We start from the raw sequence: 18,651 nt of genomic DNA, 5'->3' as shown, positions 1-18,651 counted from the left end.
GCCGACCATGATTTGCCGGGGAGAAAAGGGATGAACGAGTCGTCGCTGCGTGAGCTCGGGATGGACCTCATCGAGGAGCGCCAGTTCGAGCGAGCCCTGGCCGTATTCGCCGAGGCGGTCCGCCGCGTCCCCGCGGACCACCGCGCGCGGATGCTGGCCGCGCGCTGCCTGGCGGAGCTGGGCGAGCGTGAGCGCGCCGTCACCGCCTACCACGCCTGCGCGGAGGGGCTGCTGCGCCGTGACTACCTGCTGTCCGCCATGGCCGCGTGCAAGCTGGCGTTGGACCTGGCGCCCAACGAGCGGCGCCTGAAGGAGACGCTGTTTCGCGTGCACGCGCGCGCGGTGCGCAACGCGCCGGGCCGCGCGGTGGTGCCCCCGCCGCTGCCGCCCGAGGTCCTCTACGACGGCAAGGTGGAGACGGACCTGATGGGGCTGCAGGGCGAGGAGCTGTCCAGCCGCGCCATCGAAGTGCTGGCCGCGACGGACCCGGGCGGCGCGGCGGACCCCAACAGCCGTCCGCCGCTGCCGCTGTTCGCGGAGCTGGAGCGGGATGCCTTCGTGGACCTGGTGCGGCTGATGGCGTGGCGCCGCGTGAAGCCGGAGGAGGCGGTGAGCCGCGAGGGCGAGCCCGCCGACTCCCTCTACGTGTTGGTCGCTGGCAAGGCGGAGGTGACGCGGCAGATGGAGGGCGAGGCGCGCACGCTGGGCTTCCTCGGCGGCGGCTCCATCTTCGGTGAAATCGCGCTGCTGACGGGCGCGCCGCCCACGGCGACGGTGTCCGCGGTGTCGGACACGGAGGTCTTCGAGATTCGCCGCGAGCACCTCAACGCGGTGGCCAAGAGCCACCCCTCGGTGCCGCAGGTGCTGGCGGACTTCGCGCAGCAGCGCATGGCGCGCAACCTGATGGCCACCTCGCCCATGTTCCAGACGATGCCGGAGTCGGAGCGGGGCGCGCTCTTGGGGCGCTTCACCTTCCGGGCGCTCCAGGCGCGGGAGAAGGTGCTGGTGGAGGGCGAGCACTCGCCGGGGTTGTTCCTGGTGCTGGCCGGGGAGCTGGTGGTGCAGAAGGAGGACCCGGCGGGCGGCGTGGTGACGCTGGGCATGCTGCGCGAGGGCGAGGTGGCGGGCGAAATCTCCCTGCTGACGGGCCTGCGCGCCACGGCCACGGTGGCGGCGGCGCGCAAGACGGCGGCGGCCTTCCTGGAGCGCGCGGCCTTCCACGAGCTGGTGACGGCCGTCCCGGACATCCGCACATACCTGGAGCAGCTGTCGGACCGCCGGCTGAAGCAGATTGGCGAGGCGCTGCGGCCCGCGGAGATCATCGACGCGGACGAACTGGTGCTCGAGCCCGAGGCGGCGTGAGGCGGCCATGGTGAACGTGACGCGCTCGCAGGTGGTGGGCGGGGTGCTGGCGCTGCTGGCGGCCGGCGCGGTGCTGTACTTCTGGCCTCGGCAGCAGCTCACCGTGGAGGAGGCCATTCGCCGCCAGGTGGTGGTGATGACGCGGGAGGCGGAGGAGAAGGACGTGGGCGGGGTGATGGCGCACGTCTCCGAGCGCTTCCGCTCCAACGGGCAGGGCGGCTGGTCGAAGAAGGACGTGCGCGGCATCCTCACCGCGCAGGTGCTGCGCGGCCAGTGGGTGCGCGTCTTCGTGACGAATTTGGAGGTGCGCGAGGTGTCTCCCACGGAAGGGGAGTTCAACGCGCGCTTCATCTTCGGCCGCTCGCAGGCGGAGAAGGTGGAGGACCTGGCCGCCGACAGCGTGCTGAGCGCCTACCTCATCGAAGGCGCTTTCGAGAAGGAAGAGGACGGCGAGTGGCGCGTGGTGCGCGCCCGCCCTGAGTCCATCAGCCCCACGGACCTACTCTAGGAGCGAGCCCGACTCCGCCTTCCAGGCCTTGGCCATGCGGGCCTGGCCGGCGGACTCCAGCCGCTCGCGGATGTCCTCCACGCGCTCCGCCAGCGCCTCGCGCGGAGTGCCTTGCGCCCGGGCTCGCGCGAGCCCGAAGAAGTAGTGCTGGCAGCCGGCGGCGTGCTCGCCCTGCGCGAAGAGTAGGTCCCCCATGGCGGTATAGGCCTCCGCCATCAACCCCGCGCCGCTGTCGGGGGCCACGGCGGCCAGCAGCGGGCGGGCGCCCTCGTAGTCCTTGCGCGCCAGCAGCAGCGCGCCCTTGGCGTACTGGGCCCGGGCCAGGTCCACGCCGCGCGCGGCAAGGGCCTTGTCGTAGGCGGCCAGGGCATCGTCCTGACGAGAGGCGGCCTCCAGCACGCCGCCGCGCGCCAGCCAGTAGCGGCTGTCCTTCTCCAGGAGGCCCACCTGCGTGCCGTCCGGGCTGGTGGTCCGCACCGGGCCGAAGGTGGCCTCGTATGCGTCCAGCAGGGCCACCGCGCCGTCGGTGTCGCCCGCGGTCTGCAGCGCCCGCGCGCCGTCCAGGTAGAGCAGGGGGGCGTTGCGACGCCGGGCCACGGCCGCCTCGAACGCCGCGCGCGCCTGGGCGTCACGCTTCACCGCCAGGGCCCGGGCCCGGGCGAAGAGGGCGTAGTGCTCATCGGGGACGGCCTTCAGCGCTTCGTCCGCGGCCTTCAGTGCCTCGTCGGGTGCGCCGCGGGCCAGCGCCAGCTCCGCCTTCAGCGCGCCCGCGCGGGCCTTCAGGCCGGGCGTCAGCTCCGCGCCTCGGGCCTCCACGCCGGAGAGCACCTGCCGCGCCGCCTCCGCCTTGCGCCCCTGGTAGGTGTGGGCCAGCGCGGTGGACACGCGGGCCAGCAGGTGGTCCGGGTTGACGCTGGTGGCCTTGGCGAAGGCCTCCACCGCCTGCGGGTACTGGCCTTCATCCAGCAGGGCCTCGCCGTATGCGGTGGTGAAGCGTGGGTCGCGCCAGGCCGCCTCCGCCGCGCGGGCGAAGGCCTGCCTCGCGCCGGGGAGGTCGCCGCGCGCCTGGAGCGCCAGGGCCCGGGCCAGCGTCAGCCGGGCGTTGTTGGCGCCGCGGGCCTCGAGCCCGGCCAGGTACTGCTCCGCCTCGGCGGCCTTGCCCGCGGCCAGCAGGTGCAGGGCGTGGGCGCCGTAGCGCTCGCCGGACTGCGACTCCAACTGCTCGGCGCGGGAGAGGTGCTCGCGGGCCTTGGCGTCCGCGCCGGGCTGACGGTGCTCCAGCCACAGCACCGTCTGGATGTCGGCGGCCAGGGCCTGGGCGTCGCGGGCCTCTGCGTCGAGCTGGAACAGGGCCTCCAGCTCCGTCATCGCGCGGGCGAGGTCGGCGGGGTTGCCACGCATGGCGGCCGTGCGGGCCGCGCGCAGGTGCTCCTCCGTCTGCTTGCGGACGGTGCCTCGGTGGACGAAGAGGGCCACCGCTCCCGCGAGCAGCACCGCCACCACGCCCACCTGAACCAGCGCGCTGGTGAGACTTTCGCGCCGCTGCCAGTCCTTGCGCCCTTCGGTGCCCATGGACCTGTCCCCCGCGCTGGAGTTGGATGTGCGCCGGCCGTGATGCCGGGTATAGGAGCCGCGCTCAGATAGGAATGGTCCCCCGGGCTGTCAACGGGGGGCGGCGGCGTGAACACGGACGTGGGAGGTCAGAGGTATGGCGGTACACACGGCGCTACCCCCCGAGGCATTCGAGCGGGTCGCGGAGGCATTCGGGCTGGGGGCTGTGCACGAGGTGACGCCCATTCCCCAGGGCTCCATCAACACCAACCACCGCGTGGAGACGCAGCGCGGGCGCTACTTCGTCCGGCACACCACGGTGCGCTCCGCGGACGACTTGCGCTTCGAATCCGCGCTGCTCGCGCACCTGGCCGCGTACCACTTCCCCGGGCCCGTGCAGTTGACGACGCTCGACGGGGCGACCTTCCTGGAGCTGGAGGGCGGCCGCGTCAGCGTCTTCCGCTGGCTGCCGGGCGAGGAGCTGCGCCACCCGGCCCTCACCGCCGACCACCTGGAGCGGCTGGGCGCGGAGCTGGGCAAGCTGCACCGCGACACGCAGTCCTTCTCCGGCTCGCGGGAGAATCCCTACGGCCCGGAGACGGTGAGCGGCTGGCTGGAGGCGCTGGCGGCGCACCCGGACGCGGCGCTGGCGGCCGTGGCGCGTGAGCTTCAACGCGACATGGAGACGTCGCGCACCCTGCGGCAGGGGCTGGAGCCTCGCGGCGTCATCCACGCGGACCTCTTCATGGACAACGTGAAGTGGCTGGGGGACCGCGTGGGCGCCTTCTTCGACTTCGAGATGGCGTGCCGGGAGGACTACGGCCTGGACGTGGCCATCACCCTCAATGCCTGGTGCTTCGACGGCGGGCAGTACCTGCCGGAGCTGTGCCGGGCCTTCATCCGTGGCTACGTGGACGTCCGGCCGCTGTCCGCCGTGGAGCGCACGAACCTCTTCGGCCATGCGCTCTACGGGGCGGTGCGCTTCACGGCGAGCCGCATCCGCGACTATCACCTGTCCCCGCTGCCGGCGGACAAGCTGGTGCGCAAGGACTACCGCACCTACCTGAACCGGGCCCGTGCCTTGAATGCCATGGGGCCCGAGGGCTTCGCCGCGCTGCTGGGCCTGTGAGGGCCCGGCGGCGTCAGATGCCGGTGATGATCTTCCAGGTGCCGTCTTCCTTGCGCAGCACCATCTGCTCCAGCTCGGACTCCTTCATGGGGCGCGAGTGGAGCGACGGCATCCGCCAGGTGGCGTCCCAGTAGTAGATGGCGGCGGCCACGTCCTCGCCCACCTGGATGCGGCGGATGCTCAGCTCGATGCGCGGGCCCTGGATGCGGGGGAACACCCGCTCCAGGTAGGGCACCAGGGTCTCCGCCGTCAGGTCGTCGCTGGGGTCGTTCGGCGTGCCGCCATCATCCCGGAACGAAGGTGAGATGAGCTTCTGGATGGCCTGGGCGTCCCGGGCCTCCAGCGCGGTGCGGTACTGCTCCATGACGGCCAGGATGGCGCGCGTGTCGGAGTTGTCGACGATGTCCGTGCCGGGGATGCGCTTCGGGGCGCACGCGGCCAGCAGGGACAGGACGCAGAAGGCGAGGAAGCGTTTGAGCATGGCGGGGCCTTATTGGGACAACCCAACGGAAGTCAACCCATTCCCAGGCCCCGCCAGGGGCGGGTGGACGACTAACCGGGGCGGATGACCTCGGCGATGAACCGGTTGAGCACCGGCACCTCGTTGTCGAGAATCTTCAGGCCCTCCGACTGGATGACCTTCTCCGCGATGAGCCCCAGGGGCTTGAGGAGGAAGGGCAGCTTGAGGGCGATTTCACCGTCCATCACCCGCTCCGTCTGGCCACCGCCCACGTCGCGGAAGCGCATGGTGCCGGTGTTCACCAACATCTTGGAGATCTTGTTCGAGGTGGGGACGTTCTCGAACCTCAGCTCCTTGCGGCGCTTGTCATAGGTGGACGTCTCGACAAACGCGAACCACTCCGGGGGCACCGTCTTGGGGCCAATCTTCTCGATGACGGGCCTGGGGCGGTAGCGCACGCGGCGGCGCACGACGTCTCCGTCCGGCTTCACCTCCAGGGGCTGCAGCTCCAGCAGCACGCCGTGGTGCTGAAGCAGGAACGCGAAGTACCGCTCGTCGAGGAGCGCGCGCTCCACCTCATCCACCGTCCCCTGAATCCGATGCCGCGACTCGAAACGCATCCACGTCCTCCTTGCCAGGCTGGCACGTCACCGCTGTCTGGCTGCCTGCCTAGCCGAAAAGCGTGGCTAGCGGAAAGCCTGTCGTGGCACGAGCAGTCCACGGAAGGTCTTCTCCTCGAAGTCGCAGCGCTCCCTCCACTCGTCGGCGGAGGCCCGGAAGGCGGCGCCAAAGTCTGGTAGTGCACCGACCTCGTGCCGCACCGCGCCGCAGTCGCCTGACAAGTAGGCGGACTCCACGCGCATGCGCAGGGCCTCGCGGCGCAGCGCGTCCGGCAGGCCTTCCGCCGCCAGAGCCTGTTGCAGGTAGCCGGTGGCCAGCGTGGGCGAGCCCACCTGCTGGAGCCGCCGGCCCATGAGGTAGTTGAGGAACGGGTCCGTGGGCACCGCGTCCAGGGCGCGCGCGAGGAGCAGCAGGCGCACCTCGTCCTGGCCGGCCCGGAAGTATGCGTCGATGGGGGCCTGGCGCGCGGCGTCCTCCATGGCGGCGAGCTTCACCTGGGCGGTGCGCGTCAGCTCCGGCCCGGCGTCCTTCGACAGGACGGTGTCGAGGAAGCGGCGGGCCTCGCCGGGCTGCTCACGGCGCAGCGCGACGTCCGCCCGCGCCATGGCGACCTCCGCCTCCAGCACGGCCTGTCCCTTCATGCGCTCGCCCACCGCGGCGAGCACGGCGTCCGCGTCCGCGTACCGCTCCAACTGGGACAGGGCGACGGCCTCGCCCAGGCGGAAGTAGGGCTCGTCGGGCTGGAGCTCGGCGGCGCGGCGGTAGCGCGCCAGCGCGTCCTCGGGGTCGCTCGCCAGCGCCTGCCGGGCGGCGTCCGACAGCCGCGCCACCTCGCGGGCGCAGGCGCGGGTGAAGAGGCTGCCGGCGCGGAAGCGCGCGAAGGCCCGCGCCACGGAGGCGTCGTCCAGGGGGAGCGCGTCCACGTACTGCTCCCACTCGGTGACGAGCTCTCCCAGGGGACGGCCGTAGGCGGCGTCGAAGTCCGCGTGGGCATAGACGGCGCGCAGCCGGTCCGCGCCATAGGTGTCCGCCAGGTAGCGCAGGAACGAGCCCGCCACGGTGTACGCACGCGCGGGCGCCGACTGGTAGAAGCCCTGCGGCCCCATCAGCTTGCGCATGTCTGGCGCCAGCTTCTGCCGGCGCATGCCCGCCGCCCACTGGTGCAGCGTGAGGTCGCCCTGCACCGGCCCGTCCGCGGCGACGGCGAACCCTTCGATGACGCCCATGAGCGGCCAGACGCCCAGCCGGGTGGTGACGCGGAAGGGGCCGCTGCCCGCGGGGGCTGCCATGACGTGCGCCAGCTCATGGTGGAGCACGGAGTGGGGGAACGGCCGGTCCTGGATGTGCAGCTCATGGCGCCAGGGCTTGGCGAACTGGGTGCGGCCGGCGCCCACCAGGCGCTGCTTCTCGTGTTCGTCGCGGTAGAGCCAGACGTGGATGGGCTCGGTGGGGGCCACGCCCAGGAAGTGCCGCGTCTGGGCCCAGCGGAACTCCAAATCCCTCGCGAAGCGGTCCACGTCCTCGCGCGGCTTGCCTCGCCAGTAGTGGAAGACGAAGTGCTCCGTCTCCCGCAGGCCGCCGAGCTCCTGGGTGAGCCACGCATCCGTCATCCGCAGGCCCAGGGCGGGACCGCGCGCCTCCATGTAGGCGATGGCGGCCAGGGGCAGCGCCAGGGCGGCCAGCGTCGCGCGGCGCAGGCCGGTACGGCGCAGGCGCCCGGTGCCCAGGTCCAGCAGGGCGCAGGAGAGCCCCGCGAGCACGGTGACCCACAGCAGCGTCTCCAGGCGGAACCAGCCGAGCGCGGCGGAGACGCCCAGGGCCTCGTCGTACAGGGGCCCGGGCATGTGCCCCAGGAAGTGGTTGAAGGCGAACACCTGGGGCCCGGCGACGATGGGCCACGCGGTGGGCACGGCGGAGACGAGGATGAGGAGGGCGTACAGCCCCACGGCCCGGCGGGGGCGCTCGGCCGTGAAGCCGCACAGCACGCCCGCCGAGGCGGCCAGCGCGGCCGAAGGGAGGGTGAGCATCGGATAGAAGCCCACCAGTGCGAACGGGTCACACTCGGTGCGCAGCCAGGCGAACAGGGTGGCCACCAGGAAGGGGGGCACCAGGACGCCGACGTTGAGGAGCAGGGCGGCACCCAGGGCCCGGGCCACCGCGCCGGCGGGCGTCTGGGGCCGGAGGGCCCCGGGGGGCGTCGGGGCGGTGCCCATGAGGATTAGGCGCTCCTGGGCGGCCGCGGCGATGCCCATCCCCCCTCCGAGCAGGCCCACGGCGATGGAGAGGGCCAGGCTCAGCTCGAAGCCGGGGACGCCGAAGAGGGGGAGCAGGACGAGCGCCGAGCCCCCGCCCGCGAGCAGGAGGCCGGTGGCCAGGACGGCGGGGCGACGCAACAGGCCAGAGGCGCGGGTGAGGACTTGCCGCATGGCCTCTCCTATACTCCCGGCCAGCATGTCCGAACAGAAGACAGGTCCAGAGCACCGCCAGAACGGGCGGGCGCCCATCGAGCTGAAGGTCGACTACAAGAAGCTCAACTCGTTCTTCGCGGACTACACGAAGAACATCAGCAAGGGTGGCACGTTCATCAAGACGAAGAAGCCGTTGCCCATCGGCACGCGCTTCCTCTTCAAGCTGACGGTTCCACACCGGGAGGCCCCCTTCGAACTGCTGGGTGAGGTCGTCTGGTCCAAGGCGGACGCGGACGAGCCCGGCATGGGCATCCGCTTCATCTACAGCAGCGAAGCGCAGCGGGTGGAGTTCGAGACGGTGGTGGAGGGGCTGATGTCCGACAGTCTCGGTGGCGAGCTGACGGAGAAGCTGCTCAACAAGCCGCTGCACTCGCACTCATGAAGCACGGCCTTCGGTGGATGGTGGTGGCGGTGCCGCTGCTGGCATCGGCCTGCCAGCAAGAGGCGCAGGGCAGCGCGCCCCGTGCCACGCCGAAGGCCGCCGAGCCCCGGCCGCGCGTCACCGACGTCACCGCCGAGGACTACGTCATGCAGCCGCTTCCGCGTGGATATGTGCGGCTGGAGGACGCATTCGGTGGAGCGCACCGGGTGGAGGTGGAGATCGCCGCGACGGCGGGTGCGCGGGCCCGGGGCATGATGTGGCGCAAGGAGCTGGCGGATGGGAAGGGCATGCTGTTCCTCTTCCCGCACGAAGAGGTCCAGGGCTTCTGGATGCGCAACACGCTCATTCCGCTGGACATGCTCTTCATCACTTCAGACCTGCGTGTGGCGGGCATCGTGTCGCGCGCGGAGCCCCGGTCGCGTGCGACGCGCTCCGTGGGCGCGCCCAGCCAGTACGTGCTGGAGGTGCCTGGCGGCTGGACGGAGAAGGTCGGCATCCGCAAGGGCAGCACCGTCCGCTTCGAGGGCGTGGCGGGCTTGGATATCGAGCCGTGAGGAACGGCCACGACCTCCGAACCAAAGTGACATGACCGACCCGTGGGACAATCCGGGCCCCGGCGTGGTGGGCGAATCTCGATGAGATTGACGAGACGTTGCTGCCCGCGGAACCCGGCGTGCTGGAGTCGTTCGCGTCACGAATCGACGCGCACTGGAGTCAGCGCCAGGCGCGGACGGCACGAGCCCGTGTCTGTGAATGAGCGCGCTTGCTCGGCAAGTCATGGACGGACCGATTCCACCCCATCACAGTCCGTGGTTGAGGCAACAACGCGTGACGCAACCGAGGGGGTATGCAGATGATTGGTATGACTATTACAGCGCCAGCTCGTACCAGACGCTCGTCGGACAAGTCGGGTGTGCGTGCGGCTCGACGCCAGTGGCCTGGGGACGCAGGTCGATGCACGTCATCGCGCGGCTGCCCGAAATGCCCTGCCCGTAATCAAGCTGGCGTGCGCCGCTCCAGGAGCTCCGTGGCGCGGCGGATGAGCTGCTGAATGGTGACGGTGCCCAGGAACCGCTGCTGGGCATCCGTGACGGCCACCGGGTCATAGAGCGCCTCGGGCGCGCGCTCCATGGCGAGCCGCGCCAGGGTGGTGAGCGCCATCCGGTCCTCGACGATGAGCGGAGCCACCTGCGCCGCGCCCTTCGTGCCCGTCAGGCGCCGCAGCACCAGCGCCTCCAGCCGCTCGCCATGCACCACGGCGACGTGGTCCACGTCGACCTTCTGCTGGAACAGCCGCTCCAACTCCTCGGGCGTGACGGGCCGCTCCACGCAGTTGCGGCGGATGACGATGCTGCCCACCGTCTCGTCGTCCTCGTCCTCGCGGAAGTCGAGCGCGCGCATGGCCTCATGGCGCCGCGCCTCGAACTCGCCGCTGGGCAGCACCGGCACGGGCGCGGGGCGGGCCACCAGGTAACCCTGCGCGTGCCGGATGCCCAAGCGGAGCAGCACGGTCAGCTCGTCCCACGTCTCCACGCCTTCGGCGATCAGCGTCGCGTTGACGCTGGCCGCGAAGGCCACCAGCGACTTCACCAGGTGCTGCTGGTAGCTGTGCCGGTGGATGTCCCGCACCAGCGCCTGATCCAGCTTGATGAACTGCGGCGCGCTGTTCACCAGCGTCACCAGTCCGGAGTGCCCCGCGCCGAAGTCATCCAGCGCGATGCCGAAGCCCAGCGCCGAGCACTGCCGCGTCAGCCGTTGTAGCAGCGCGTTGTCCTCGAACGCCGCCTTCTCCGTGATTTCGAGCACCAGGTTCTTCGGGTTCAGCCCGTAGCGCGCCAGCAACTCCTCCGTGGAGCCATCCCCGAAGCGCGGGTCGCTCAACACGTCGGGACTGACGTTGAAGAAGAAGGGCGCGCTGCGTTGCGCCTCTGGCAGCGTGGCGATGCAGCGCAGCGCGGAGGTCCAGCACGCGCGCTCCAGCTCCCACGTGTAGCCTTCCAAGCGCGCCTGCGTGAAGAGCACGTGCGGCTCGCGGAACTCGCCTGGTCCTCGCGACAGCACTTCGTGCCCGATGACCTCACCTCGCAGCAAGTCCACGATGGGCTGAAACACCGAGGTGACGCTCGGCTCGTCACCATTCCACAGCCAGGCGGGGGCTGGTGCGGAGGAGAGGGGCAGGCTCATGTGTGGAAATTGTAGCCGAACCCACCGCAGGCTCCATGCCCTCCCCGAAAGAAGCTGCAGGGCCGCATGTCATGGCGTGGCAAAACGCCAGGGCGAGGCCGGCGCTCAAGGCTCGCGGACCCTCGGCAGCTCGCCTGCCGAGCCAGACGCCGGGCTGCCGTCCGACGCATCCGAGTGCATGGAAGCCCCCTGAATCATTGGAACTACGTCCTCCATGGACTGAGCTTCCTCCGACTGAAGGGAGGAGAGGGCCCGGAAGCGGCGCGCCAGGGCGGACAGCTCCGCGGCCTTGAGCTGGGCCTGGCCGCTGCGCAGTGACAGCAGGGCCACGCGGGCCCGCTCCAACTGCGCCACCTCTACCCTCAGGCGGGCGAGGATGCGCTCGCGCCGTTGTTTCAGGCCGCCCAGCCGCTCCACCTCCTCGCCTAGGGAGGCCGCGGCCAGCTCGAGCTGACGTCGCGCGAAGGCATCCGTGCTGGCGCGGGCGCTGCGCTCCAAGTCTTCGCGCTCGGCCTGGAGGTCCGCTTGCGCGTGCTCCTCGAGTTGAGCCTCCACGCCCGCCCACTCGGACGCGAGCTCCGCCGCGTCGCGCGTCATCTTCCCCAGCGTGCGCGCCAGCTCCTCGCGCGCGGGCTCACGAGGGAGCATCGCCAGGGACTGGCCACATTGCCGGTACAGGTTCAACGCCCGCTCGGTCAGCGCATGGAAGTCACCGGCGAGCTGCGGCAACAGCGCCTCCACGCGCGCCTCCACGGGGTCCGCTGACAGCGCCAGGTGCGCGGCCACCGCGCTCAGTCCCACGAAGAGGCCCAGGATGCCGCCCGCCACGCCCGCGCCCAGCAGCGCCGGCGTGGCCAGGTCCGTCAGTCGCGCGGAGAAGACGCGGGACACTTCCATGCCGCCCAGCGTCAATCCCGTGCACAGCGCCGCGCCCAGTCCGAAGTGGAAGAGGGTGGGGCGCGCTTCTGCCACCTGGCCATTCTCCCCGCGCTCACTGAGTCGCGAGCGCACCAGCAGCGCCCCCGCCGCCGCCGCGCTGAACGCCACCGTCCAGCCTGGGGCCATGCCCAGGGCATAGGGCAGCGCGGTGAGGAGCACCCCCAGGCCCCCGAGCAGCACGCGGTCCCACCTGTCGCCTCGCGCACACCCGAGCACGACGGCGGCGGGGACCATCCACGCCAATGGCAGCGGCAGGCCCAGACGCGTGATGGCCAGATGCAGGATGCCGGCCCCGGCCCCCGCAGTGAGCGCGCGCGTCACGGTCTGTTCGAAGGCCTCGCGGTGATGGAGCTGCAATAGAGTGGCGTTCATCGACTCCCCACGGATGTAGGCCGGGCAGGAACTGTTCCTTTCACGCATGGGTGGCGAAAAAGGTCTGCGATGAAGAGCCCCGTCGTTCCCGAGACGATGCGCGCGCTGGTCCTCACCGCCTATGACGGACGGCCGGAGTCCCTGCGCGTGGAGTCCCGGCCGGTGCCCCGGCCCACCACGGGCCAGGTCCTGGTTCGCGTGGCCGCGGCGCCCATCAACCCGGCGGACTTGATGTTCATGCGCGGGCAGTACGGCATCCGCAAGCCGCTGCCCGTGGTGCCGGGCCTGGAGGCCAGCGGGACGGTGGTGGACTCGGGCGGCGTCGCGGGCCGGCTCCTGGTGGGGCGCCGCGTGGCGTGTGTGGCGCCCGGTGAGGGGGACGGCCTGTGGGCGGAGTACGCGGCGGTGCCGCTGGGCCAGTGCCTGCCCCTGCGCTCCCAGGTCTCCGACGAACAAGGCGCCAGCCTCTTCATCAACCCCTTCACCGCGTGGGTGTTGATGGAGCGCGCGAAGGAGGGCGGCCACGCCGCGCTGGCCCAGACGGCCGCCGCGGGCACCATGGGACGGATGCTGCTGGCGCTCGCGAAGCGACGCGGCGTGGCCCTGGTGAACGTGGTGCGGCGCCCGGAGCAGGTGGCCCTGCTTCAGGACCTGGGCGCGGAGTACGTGCTGAGCACCCACGAGCCCGAGTTCGAGGAGCGGCTGCTCCGCGTCTGTCACGAGCTGAAGGTGTCGCTCGCCTTCGACCCGGTGGGCGGCCGGCTCACCGGGCAACTGCTCCACGCGCTGCCGGAAGGCGGCACGGTCATCGTGTATGGGGCGCTCTCCGAACAGGAGTGCCGCATCGCGCCCGCGGACCTCATCTTCGGGCGCAAGCGGGTGGAGGGCTTCTGGCTGTCGGAGTGGCACCGCCAGGGCTTCGGCGCCGCGCAAATCAAGGCGCTGATGGGCGTGCCATCGCTGGTGGGCCAGACGCTGGAGACGCCCGTGCGCGCCCGGCTCCCGCTGGAGTCGGCGGGCGAGGCGGTGCGCATCGCCTCCGCGGACATGACGTCCGGCAAGGTGCTCTTCATGCCCGGGCAGGGGCAGTCACCGTGAGCCGGACTCACGCCTTGTCGCGGGAGATGGGGCCCGTCTTGGCCTTTGTCACGCGCAGGTAGTCCGCGGGAGCGAGCACGAGCTGCGTGCCACGCGCGCCCGCGGACACGGCGATGGCGTCGAACAGCGCCATCGTCTCGTCGACGTACACGGGGAAGTCCTTCTTGCCGCCGATGGCAGTGCAGCCGCCCCGGATGTACCCGGTGAGCGGCTGGAGCTCCTTGAGCGGCACGGTGTCCACCTTGCGATCGCCGCTGAGCCGGGCCAGGGCCTTCAAGTCCAGCTCCGCGTTGCCGGGCACCACCGCCATCAACACGCCGGTGCGGTCGCCGCGCGCCACCAGCGTCTTGAAGACCTGCTCGGCGGGCATGCCCACCTTGGCCGCCACCGTCTCCGCGGACAAGTCCTCCGGGTCCACGTCGTAGTCGCGCAGCGAGTACGTCACGCCGAGCGAGTCCAGGAGCCGGGCGGCGTTCGTCTTCACGGCCCTACATCCCCAGCGCGGTGGCGGCGGCCTGCACGCGGGCGAGCGCGTCCTCGGGCGAGCTGCCCACCGCGGACAGGTGCCCCATCTTCCGGCCCTTGCGCGCCTCCCGCTTGCCGTACAGGTGCAGGCGGACGCCAGGCATGGCCAGCACCTGCTGGAAGCGCGGGCCGCCGTCCTTCAGCCACAAGTCCCCGAGCAGGTTGACGATGGCCGCCGGACGCACCACCTCCACGGAGCCCAGCGGCAGGTTGCACACCGCGCGCACCGCCTGCTCGAACTGCGAGGTGAGGCACGCCACCTCGGTGGAGTGGAAGCTGTTGTGCGGGCGCGGCGCCAGCTCGTTGACGAGCACGCCGCCGTCCTTCAGCAGGAACAGCTCGATGACGAGCAGGCCCTCGACCTGGAGCGACTCGGTGATGCCGCGCGCCAGCTCCGTGGCCTTGTCCAGCACCGCGGGCGGCAGCGGCCCCGGCAGCAGCGACCACGCGAGGATGCGCTCCTCGTGGTGATTGAAGGCCGGCGGATACACCGCCACCTCCCCGTTGGGGCTGCGGGCCACCAGCACGGACAGCTCGGACTGGAGCGCCAGCGCGGCCTCCACCACCACGGAGCGCTCACCCAGCTCGCGCCACGCCTGGGCGGCCTCGCCCGCGGACGTCACCTCCACCTGCCCGCGCCCGTCGTAGCCGCCCTCGCTGGACTTCACGAAGCAGCGTCCGCCCAGCGCCTGGATGGCCTCGGCCAGCTCCGCGGCGGAGTGCGCCTCGCGCCAGGGGCCCAGGGGGAAGCCGCCCTTGGCGAGCCAGCCCTTCTGCCGGCCCCGGTGCTGAATCACGCGGAGCACGTCCGCGCCCGGGCGCATGGGCGCGTGCCGCGCCACCGCTTCCAGCGTGGCGAGGGGAATCTTCTCGATTTCGAGCGTCACGGTGTCGCACGCGCGCGCCAGCGTCTCCGCGGCCGCGGTGTCACCGAAGGACGCGGTGACACACCGGTCCACCACGGAGTGGGCCGGGCAGTCCGCGTCCGGGTCCAACGCCTGGACCTGGAAGCCGAGCGTGCGCGCGGCCAGGGCCATCATCCGCCCCAGCTGGCCGCCGCCCAGCATGCCAATCGTGCCGCCGGGCAGCACCACGCGCGAGCTCATGACAGCTCCCGGTGCGCCAGCACCTCGTCGGTGCGCGCCTTGCGCCAGGCCCCGAGCCGCTCGCGCAGCTCCGGGTACTTCAGGCAGAGGATGGCCGCGGCGTGCAGGGCTGCGTTGGCCGCGCCTGGCTTGCCAATGGCCTGCGTCCCCACGGGCACACCCTTGGGCATCTGGACGATGGACAGCAGCGCGTCCAGGCCGCTGAGCAGCGTGGTGGGCATGGGCACGCCGATGACGGGCAGCAGCGTCTTGCTGGACACCATGCCCGGCAGGTGCGCCGCGCCGCCCGCCGCGGCGATGATGACGGACAGCCCGCGCGACTCCGCGGTGGACGCGTACTCCATCATCCAGTCCGGGGTGCGGTGCGCGGACACCACGCGCACCTCGTGCGGGATGCCCAGCTCCTTGAGGATGTCGACCGCGGGCTGCAGGTGCTCCAGGTCGCTCTTCCCGCCCATGATGACCCCGACCCATGGGGTGACCGTGCTCGCCATTGGTGTGCGCGCCTCCGTGCGCTGTCCCGCCGAAACCAGGAGGAACGCGGAGATAGGGCGGGGGGATTCCGCGGGTCAACACGGAAAGGCGCGGGTGACACGGATGACACGCCGGCCTTCCCGCATTCCCGGTGTGCACCCGCACACAGGGTGGGGCAGGGGAGGAGCCCCTGCCCGCCACCCAGACGGCTAGGCCGCGGAGACGTTGCGGTCGCTGCCCTCGCGGTAGAGGGCCTCGATGGCGTCGTTGTAGCGGGCCACGACGTTGCGGCGCTTCACGCTCATCTTGGGGGTGAGCATGTCGTTGGCGACGGTGAAGTCCTCGCTGACGAGCAGGAAGCGCTGCGGCCGCTCATAACCCTTCACGTCGCGGGTGAACTCGTTCACCTGCTCGCGGTAGAGCTGGAGCACCTCGGGGCGCTTGAGCAGCTCCGGCATGGACGTCGTGTCCAGGCCCTTCTCCGTGGCCCACTTCTTCAGCGTGTCCACGTCCACGACGATGATGGCCACGTTGTACGGCTTGTTCATGCCGTGGACCAACGCGTTGGCGATGTAGGTGGAGAGCGTCAGCGACTGCTCGATGGGGCTGGGCACCACGTACTTGCCGTTCTCCAGCTTGTACTGCTCCTTGATGCGGCCGGTGATGTAGAGGTAGCCGTCCGCGTCCAGGACACCCATGTCACCGGTGCGGAAGCCGCCGTTCCCGGTGAACACCTTCTCGTTCTCCTCGGGCTTGTTGTAGTAGCCCATCATCACGTTGTGGCCGTGGACGACGATTTCGCCCTGCGTCGCCTCGCCGGTGGCCGCCGTGTCGATTTCGATGCGCACCCCGGGCAGCGCCTTGCCCACCGAGCCAATCTTCCGGTTGTTGGGGAAGTTGGCCGTGGCGATGGGCGACGTCTCCGTGAGGCCGTAGCCCTCGTAGACGGTGATGCCGAGGTTGTCGATGAACTCCGCCACCTCCTTGGAGATGGCCGACCCACCGGAGAAGGCGTACTTCAGCCGCCCGCCGAAGCGCGCGCGGACCTTGGAGAAGACCACCTTGTCGAAGAAGGCGTGCTGCAAGTCCAGCAGGCCGCTCGACTTGCCCGCCTCCGCGAGCGCGCGCCGCTGGGCCGCCACCGCGAGGCCGCGGTGGAACATGAACCGCGTCACCGCCTTCTCGCCGGCCATGCGCTTCTGCAGGCCGTCGTAGATGCGGTTGAAGATGCGCGGCACGCTGAACAGCAGCGTGGGCTTCACCTCGGAGAGGTTGTCGATGATCTTCTCCACCGCCTCCGCGATGGCCATGGACGCGCCCATGGACAGCAGCGCGTGCAGCTCCACCGTCTGGCCGAAGACGTGCGCCCAGGGCAGGAAGGCCAGGGAGCGGTCCTCCGTGCTCATGGGGAACACCTCGTGCATCGCCGACACGTTGCGGGCGATGTTCGCGTGGCTGAGCATCACGCCCTTGGGCTGTCCCGTGGTGCCCGACGTGTAGATGAGGCCGGCCAGGTCCGTGGGCTTGGGGCTCACCAGCGGCGTGGGCGTCTCCGCGCCCCGCCGCAGCAGCGTCGCGAAGCTGTCCGCGTCGCTGGGGGTGCCGCTGAGGCGGATGATGTGCTCCAGGTGCGGCAGCTCCGCGCGCACGGACTGGATGCGCTGCGCGATTTCATCCGTGGCACAGAAGACGACCTTGGCGCCGCTGTCGTTGATGATGAACTGCAGCTCCTTCACCTGCTGCGATTCGTACATCGGGACGTAGGCGCCGCCGAGCGTGTACGTGGCGTACGCGCCCACCGCCCACTCCAGGCGGTTGTTGGAGATGACGGCCACGCGGTCGCCCACGCCCACGCCCAACTGTGCGAGCCCGCCTCGCAGGTCGTCGACCATCTCTCCGAAGCGGGAGTAGGTCGTCCAGACCCACTGGCCGTTCTTCTTCTCCCCAAAGAGGTCGCGGCTGCCGAAGGTGGAGGTGCTGCGCTTGAAGATGTCGATGAGGGTCTGGAACTGCGGGAGCTGCATGAGGGGGGCTCCACTCGGAAACAGGTTGGTTTGAGGCGCCGCAGCTTAAGGCTGAACGCGTCCCGGGTGGGCCCATTCCTGAAACTTCACGCTCCACCTGCACATAATCGTGAACACGACGCAGTGCGGCGGGGCGTCTGGGTGACGTGCGGGACGACTCTCAGTACGTGGAGCCGAGCTTGCCGAAGCTCTTGAGGGCCTTCACCTTGCTCTGCTTCACGAGCGAGCGCCGGGCCTCTTCGCCCTCCGCGCTGTCGTACGCATCCATGACGGCCCGCTGCTCGGCCTGGTCCGCCGCCACCGCGGCGCTCCCGGACACCTCGCTGGCCTCGTCGAAGAGCGCCTGGTTGCGCTGGAGGTAGAGCTTCGCCTCGTCCTTGCGTCCCTCGCTCAGCGCCTCGGCCGCCTTCTGCATGTTGACGGCGCTGCGCGCCCGGGCGGCGTAGACGGTGGCTTCGCGGTCCTGGCGGGCGAGCACCTCCTCGCGCCGGTGGGTCACCACCGCGGACAGAGAGGCTTCGGTGGCCACGTCCGCGTCGCGGATGAGGTCGGTGTACGCCAGCTTGAGGTCCATCACCCGTGCCGTCCGCCCCGCCGCGTCCCCGGTGACGTTGAGCCGCATGACCACGCGCTCCAACTGGCCCGCGGAGAAGTCGGGCAGCGACACGTGCACCTGATTGCCAGACTGGCTGGCGCGGTAGCCCAGCACCTCGCCCAGGGACGTGCCAGGGGGCAGGGTGAAGGTCATCGTCACGCCGCGCGCCACCGTCGTGCCGGCCTGCTGCAGGTCCTTCTGGAAGAGGGTGGAGAGCTGGGCGGCGTCCTCCAGGAAGCCGTAGGCGCCGGCGCCGTAGTCGGCGAAGGCCTGCATCAGGTCCTCGTTGAAGTCGGTGCCCACGCCAATGGCGCTCAGGGTGATGCCGGTGGCGCGCAGCTCCCGCGCCACCCGCGTCAGCTCGTCGTCGGAGGTGAGGCCCTCGGTGGGCTGGCCGTCACTCATGAGGATGAGGCGGTTGACGCCGTAGTTCCGCTGCGCGGTGGACAGCTGGTAGCGCCCGGCGGACAGGCCCGCGCCGATGTTGGTGCCGCCTTCGTCCCAGATGCCGTCCACGTACTGGAACATCCGCTCGCGGTTGGCGGCCGTGGCCTCCAGGGACGGCAGGCTCTTCACGTCCGAGCCGTAGTGGATGATGGCCAGCCGGTCCGCGTCACTCAGCAGCCCGATGAGGTGCCGCGCCGCCTGCTTGGCCTGGGCCAGCTTGTAGCCGCTCATGGAGCCCGAGCGGTCGATGACGAGCGCCAGGTTGACGGGGCTGCGCTGCGCCCCCGGCACCTGCGCACCCGACAGGTCGAACGTGGCGAACAGGTCGGAGGCGCCCGTGGGGATGTACGGATGGGACAGCCGGCTCGTCAGCGTCAGCGAGCCCCCCGTGGCGGGGACGCAGCGC

17 protein-coding genes are annotated in these 18,651 nt (G+C 70.9%); 6 read left to right on the top strand and 11 right to left on the bottom strand.

Annotated features, from left to right (window positions below; all coding sequences use genetic code 11):
- The first annotated feature begins 30 nt into the window (after nt 1-30).
- Nucleotides 31-1,362: a cyclic nucleotide-binding domain-containing protein gene (locus tag HV824_RS13935; protein ID WP_176411073.1), complete on the top strand. Its 1,332-nt coding sequence runs from the start codon at nt 31-33 to the stop codon at nt 1,360-1,362.
- Nucleotides 1,363-1,369: 7 nt separating this feature from the next.
- Nucleotides 1,370-1,870 carry a hypothetical protein gene (locus HV824_RS13930; RefSeq protein WP_176419479.1) on the top strand — a complete coding sequence of 167 codons (501 nt, stop codon included), beginning with the start codon at nt 1,370-1,372 and terminating at the stop codon, nt 1,868-1,870.
- Here HV824_RS13930 and HV824_RS13925 read toward each other — a convergent pair.
- The gene (locus HV824_RS13925) at nt 1,862-3,442 is read right to left on the bottom strand and encodes a tetratricopeptide repeat protein (RefSeq protein ID WP_176419478.1); all 1,581 of its coding nucleotides are present in this window, start codon (nt 3,440-3,442) and stop codon (nt 1,862-1,864) included. The genes HV824_RS13930 and HV824_RS13925 overlap by 9 nt on opposite strands.
- Nucleotides 3,443-3,578: 136 nt before the next feature.
- Here HV824_RS13925 and HV824_RS13920 point away from each other — a divergent pair, with 136 nt between their 5' ends.
- A complete protein-coding gene (locus HV824_RS13920; RefSeq protein WP_176419477.1) occupies nt 3,579-4,550 on the top strand; it encodes a homoserine kinase in 972 nt (323 codons plus the stop codon).
- 13 nt (nt 4,551-4,563) lie between these two features.
- Here the strand turns inward: HV824_RS13920 and HV824_RS13915 are convergent, their stop codons facing one another.
- The 3 genes from HV824_RS13915 to HV824_RS13905 form a co-directional block, all read right to left on the bottom strand.
- Nucleotides 4,564-5,031, bottom strand: a complete 468-nt coding sequence (locus HV824_RS13915) for a nuclear transport factor 2 family protein (protein WP_176419476.1) — start codon at nt 5,029-5,031, stop codon at nt 4,564-4,566.
- A gap of 71 nt (nt 5,032-5,102) precedes the next feature.
- Nucleotides 5,103-5,630: a hypothetical protein gene (locus HV824_RS13910; RefSeq protein ID WP_163782400.1), complete on the bottom strand. Its 528-nt coding sequence runs from the start codon at nt 5,628-5,630 to the stop codon at nt 5,103-5,105.
- Nucleotides 5,631-5,696: 66 nt separating this feature from the next.
- The gene (locus tag HV824_RS13905) at nt 5,697-8,057 is read right to left on the bottom strand and encodes a tetratricopeptide repeat protein (protein ID WP_176423486.1); all 2,361 of its coding nucleotides are present in this window, start codon (nt 8,055-8,057) and stop codon (nt 5,697-5,699) included.
- A 25-nt stretch (nt 8,058-8,082) separates the two neighbouring features.
- Here HV824_RS13905 and plpQ point away from each other — a divergent pair, with 25 nt between their 5' ends.
- Both plpQ and HV824_RS13895 read left to right on the top strand, forming a co-directional pair.
- Complete coding sequence (plpQ, locus tag HV824_RS13900; RefSeq protein ID WP_002639025.1) at nt 8,083-8,481, top strand: motility regulator PlpA; 399 nt, start codon at nt 8,083-8,085, stop codon at nt 8,479-8,481.
- Between the two features lie 17 nt (nt 8,482-8,498).
- A complete protein-coding gene (locus HV824_RS13895; protein WP_176423495.1) occupies nt 8,499-9,035 on the top strand; it encodes a DUF192 domain-containing protein in 537 nt (178 codons plus the stop codon).
- A 442-nt stretch (nt 9,036-9,477) separates the two neighbouring features.
- Here the strand turns inward: HV824_RS13895 and HV824_RS13890 are convergent, their stop codons facing one another.
- Both HV824_RS13890 and HV824_RS13885 read right to left on the bottom strand, forming a co-directional pair.
- Nucleotides 9,478-10,665, bottom strand: coding sequence for an EAL domain-containing protein (locus HV824_RS13890; protein ID WP_255208022.1), 1,188 nt, complete (start codon nt 10,663-10,665; stop codon nt 9,478-9,480).
- A gap of 105 nt (nt 10,666-10,770) precedes the next feature.
- Nucleotides 10,771-11,976 carry a hypothetical protein gene (locus HV824_RS13885; RefSeq protein ID WP_255208021.1) on the bottom strand — a complete coding sequence of 402 codons (1,206 nt, stop codon included), beginning with the start codon at nt 11,974-11,976 and terminating at the stop codon, nt 10,771-10,773.
- 69 nt (nt 11,977-12,045) lie between these two features.
- Here HV824_RS13885 and HV824_RS13880 point away from each other — a divergent pair, with 69 nt between their 5' ends.
- Complete coding sequence (locus HV824_RS13880) at nt 12,046-13,074, top strand: zinc-binding dehydrogenase (RefSeq protein WP_255208020.1); 1,029 nt, start codon at nt 12,046-12,048, stop codon at nt 13,072-13,074.
- A gap of 7 nt (nt 13,075-13,081) precedes the next feature.
- Here HV824_RS13880 and ybaK read toward each other — a convergent pair whose 3' ends face one another.
- The 5 genes from ybaK to HV824_RS13855 all read right to left on the bottom strand — a co-directional run.
- Entirely contained in the window at nt 13,082-13,558 is a 477-nt protein-coding gene (gene ybaK, locus HV824_RS13875; RefSeq protein WP_176419473.1) for a Cys-tRNA(Pro) deacylase, read from the bottom strand.
- 4 nt (nt 13,559-13,562) lie between these two features.
- A complete protein-coding gene (gene purK, locus HV824_RS13870) occupies nt 13,563-14,705 on the bottom strand; it encodes a 5-(carboxyamino)imidazole ribonucleotide synthase (RefSeq protein ID WP_176423484.1) in 1,143 nt (380 codons plus the stop codon).
- A complete protein-coding gene (purE, locus tag HV824_RS13865; RefSeq protein WP_176419471.1) occupies nt 14,702-15,199 on the bottom strand; it encodes a 5-(carboxyamino)imidazole ribonucleotide mutase in 498 nt (165 codons plus the stop codon). Before purE ends, purK begins: the two co-directional genes overlap by 4 nt.
- Nucleotides 15,200-15,388: 189 nt before the next feature.
- Complete coding sequence (locus tag HV824_RS13860) at nt 15,389-17,203, bottom strand: long-chain fatty acid--CoA ligase (RefSeq protein WP_176419470.1); 1,815 nt, start codon at nt 17,201-17,203, stop codon at nt 15,389-15,391.
- A gap of 160 nt (nt 17,204-17,363) precedes the next feature.
- Nucleotides 17,364-18,651 (bottom strand): VWA domain-containing protein (locus HV824_RS13855; protein ID WP_176423483.1); only part of this gene is annotated, 1,288 nt, incomplete at its 5' end.

This window comes from Myxococcus sp. AM009, assembly GCF_013372605.1.
Taxonomy (GTDB): domain Bacteria; phylum Myxococcota; class Myxococcia; order Myxococcales; family Myxococcaceae; genus Myxococcus; species Myxococcus vastator.
Note: the sequence above shows the minus strand (reverse complement) of the source record. Positions and strands in the feature narration are given on the sequence as shown.

What these genes read in the sequence shown, in the direction of transcription:
- HV824_RS13885 (WP_255208021.1), bottom strand. Translation starts at nt 11,976, where the DNA reads ATGAACGCCACTCTATTGCAGCTCCATCACCGCGAGGCCTTCGAACAG.
- HV824_RS13935 (WP_176411073.1), top strand. Translation starts at nt 31, where the DNA reads ATGAACGAGTCGTCGCTGCGTGAGCTCGGGATGGACCTCATCGAGGAG.
- HV824_RS13920 (WP_176419477.1), top strand. Translation starts at nt 3,579, where the DNA reads ATGGCGGTACACACGGCGCTACCCCCCGAGGCATTCGAGCGGGTCGCG.
- plpQ (WP_002639025.1), top strand. Translation starts at nt 8,083, where the DNA reads ATGTCCGAACAGAAGACAGGTCCAGAGCACCGCCAGAACGGGCGGGCG.
- purK (WP_176423484.1), bottom strand. Translation starts at nt 14,705, where the DNA reads ATGAGCTCGCGCGTGGTGCTGCCCGGCGGCACGATTGGCATGCTGGGC.
- HV824_RS13915 (WP_176419476.1), bottom strand. Translation starts at nt 5,031, where the DNA reads ATGCTCAAACGCTTCCTCGCCTTCTGCGTCCTGTCCCTGCTGGCCGCG.
- HV824_RS13925 (WP_176419478.1), bottom strand. Translation starts at nt 3,442, where the DNA reads ATGGGCACCGAAGGGCGCAAGGACTGGCAGCGGCGCGAAAGTCTCACC.
- HV824_RS13895 (WP_176423495.1), top strand. Translation starts at nt 8,499, where the DNA reads ATGGTGGTGGCGGTGCCGCTGCTGGCATCGGCCTGCCAGCAAGAGGCG.
- HV824_RS13880 (WP_255208020.1), top strand. Translation starts at nt 12,046, where the DNA reads ATGAAGAGCCCCGTCGTTCCCGAGACGATGCGCGCGCTGGTCCTCACC.
- HV824_RS13860 (WP_176419470.1), bottom strand. Translation starts at nt 17,203, where the DNA reads ATGCAGCTCCCGCAGTTCCAGACCCTCATCGACATCTTCAAGCGCAGC.
- HV824_RS13910 (WP_163782400.1), bottom strand. Translation starts at nt 5,630, where the DNA reads ATGCGTTTCGAGTCGCGGCATCGGATTCAGGGGACGGTGGATGAGGTG.
- HV824_RS13905 (WP_176423486.1), bottom strand. Translation starts at nt 8,057, where the DNA reads ATGCGGCAAGTCCTCACCCGCGCCTCTGGCCTGTTGCGTCGCCCCGCC.
- HV824_RS13890 (WP_255208022.1), bottom strand. Translation starts at nt 10,665, where the DNA reads ATGAGCCTGCCCCTCTCCTCCGCACCAGCCCCCGCCTGGCTGTGGAAT.
- HV824_RS13930 (WP_176419479.1), top strand. Translation starts at nt 1,370, where the DNA reads ATGGTGAACGTGACGCGCTCGCAGGTGGTGGGCGGGGTGCTGGCGCTG.
- purE (WP_176419471.1), bottom strand. Translation starts at nt 15,199, where the DNA reads ATGGCGAGCACGGTCACCCCATGGGTCGGGGTCATCATGGGCGGGAAG.